Raw genomic sequence first — 2165 nt, 5'->3', positions numbered from 1 at the left:
ACGGCCGCTGCAGGCATCACCGAGAGCACGATGGGCGCGGACATGGTGCGTTTCAGTTCGCGTTTGTAGGCCGCCGACACTTGAAAGCTGACATTGCCGGCGCTGGTCTCGTTCAGCGGGATATCCGGTGTGTAGACCTGGTCGTTCGCCGTTGCGTCGCCCTGCAAGCCATCGTCCGGTTGCGGACTAAATTGGCAATACATACGTCACCAGTTTACTGTTGCTCACCGCGTCAACCACAGCTGAGTAAGTGCTGACCACTATAAGTGCTGTTCCACTGAGCGTACCGGCGACGGCAACACAGCGAGTTTGCGTAGGGGTAGGTAGCACATGGCGGGCAAGTACGCGGCCGTCATGGCTGTCCGCTATGGTAGCGATGCACTTGCGGTCTTCCAAGTGCAAGGTTACCAGCCTTGAATTCGATAGTAACAGGTCCGCTGGCCATGGATATGAACGTCCCTGAACAATGACCAGGCTCTTGATTTTGGTGAGGTCGCGACGAAACAGATGGGCTGTAACCAAGCCGGGAATTGCTACGCGGGTGATGAGGGCCATGCGGTTCCCGTCTGCACTGGCCAATGGATCCGATATCAATCCTGTCACGTCTGTTGCGGCTAGCACAGTAGACATATCTGCGCCGCGCAGTGTCAAGTGATTAGTGTATTTCCCAATAAAGCTTTCGGGGCCAGTCACTGTCGAGATGACGTACCGCTCTTCCGTCGGCAATTTTAATATGGACTGAAATGCGTCTGAGTCCGGGATGGTCCGAATTTGCTTGATCGAAAAATCCGGCAGTAGCGTTAGCAGCGTGCCCTTTCCGGCGACACGTAGGGCAATCTTGATGTTGTCCTGCTCGTCCGGCGCCAGCGACAGAACTTGCAGCTCGCCCGCCCGTGCTCCCTCCGGCAGTTGTACAGTTGTGGAAGAAAATCGCTGGCCTCGCGATCGCCCAACGCGAAGACGGTCTGTTCCTACTGCCTTGGCAAAATAGATGTCCCCGGTGGCAGAAAATGATGATTGGAAATCGCCGGACCATGTACCGGCCAGCTCTGGCAGGGCAAAGAACTTTCCAGCCCCGCCCTCGACGCTGGTGTCGATCAGACCGATCTCTGAATATGCTCCGGAATCTTGGCCCATTGGCCTGCGTCCGGCTAATATAACAATCCGCGTCCCGTCACCTGATGGGTGTACTGCGAGCGCTTCAAGATTTTCTCCTGCACCGGTGACTGGTTCGGCTTGGGCCGAGCAGGCCGCAGTCATGAGCAGCATCAGCGTTAATATCACAGTTCTCTTATGCATTAGATCCTCCTGCGCGCTGTGGCGTGCAATTAACGATTTTTGGGACGGCAGCAAGTACAATATTGCTGTTGACGCTCTTTGTATGCTGTTGTCCCGAGTCGCTGTACTGCTCTGAAATAAACGACGGCATATCCCATGCATTCGCTCCGTTCGTCTTCATACTCATAAGAATTTGCGCTACCGTCGGCGTAAGGATTTGGTAGACTGTAAGCCCTATCGCAGACATTCCTGATACGTTCTCTTAGCTCGGAATCACAGCTGTTCTGCGTATTTCCACAGCTTTGGTAACACACGTCATGCCAGTTGCAGGGAAGATTTAGGCCTGGCGCCCCCGCGCCAGACGTCGGAGGCGTGGCCTCCGGACCTCCAAATCGTGTTGATGTTCCTGGGCGATTCAGCTGAGTAATCGGATTGCTAAGCGCCATTGGGTCATCCGGGGAGTTTGAACAACCGTCGATCGAATGGTGAAGTGAGGCGTTCTGCGATCGCAACCCCGGATCGCATTGCTGAAGCAAGGCATCATAGGATGGCGCAGTATTCGGAATTTTGTTGCCTTGAAAACAGCATGTCTGCTCATCATTCGGATTCAGGTTAGGTAGGATAATCGGCGTCGGCTTTCCATTTTTACATTCCTTGCAGTCCTGCCCAGTCTTTTCTGTATCGTCGTTAATGGTCGCAACAGCAGCGGCGCGGCATACCTGTTTTTTGCAATCCGTGGGCGCCACTTGAGGTGGCGTCTGGCTGTCATCGGCTGCGCAGCTGGAACCCGCGCATTTCTGGCAAGTCGGACAAGTCCCCGCCGAGCCCGACGGGTTCGGATTGCCGCCGCAATGCCAGCCGGCCTTGATGACGCCGGCGCCCAGGTC

General features: G+C 55.3%; 2 protein-coding genes. Both read right to left on the bottom strand.

Annotation, left to right across the window (positions count from 1 at the left end):
* Positions 1–186: 186 nt before the first annotated feature.
* Positions 187–1299 (bottom strand): hypothetical protein, encoded by a 1113-nt coding sequence (locus tag AC3WOS_RS28445; RefSeq protein ID WP_492720676.1) that lies wholly within the window; start codon positions 1297–1299, stop codon positions 187–189.
* Positions 1300–1328: 29 nt separating this feature from the next.
* Positions 1329–2165, bottom strand: an 837-nt coding sequence (locus AC3WOS_RS28440; protein ID WP_492720674.1) for a phospholipase A2 family protein, incomplete at its 5' end; no start/stop codon positions are given.

This window comes from Rugamonas sp. FW305-51, assembly GCF_058786935.1.
This window is presented reverse-complemented; position numbering and strand designations above follow the sequence as displayed.

Excerpts from the sequence above, each read along its gene's own strand:
- AC3WOS_RS28445 (WP_492720676.1), bottom strand. The coding sequence starts at position 1,299 with ATGCATAAGAGAACTGTGATATTAACGCTGATGCTGCTCATGACTGCG.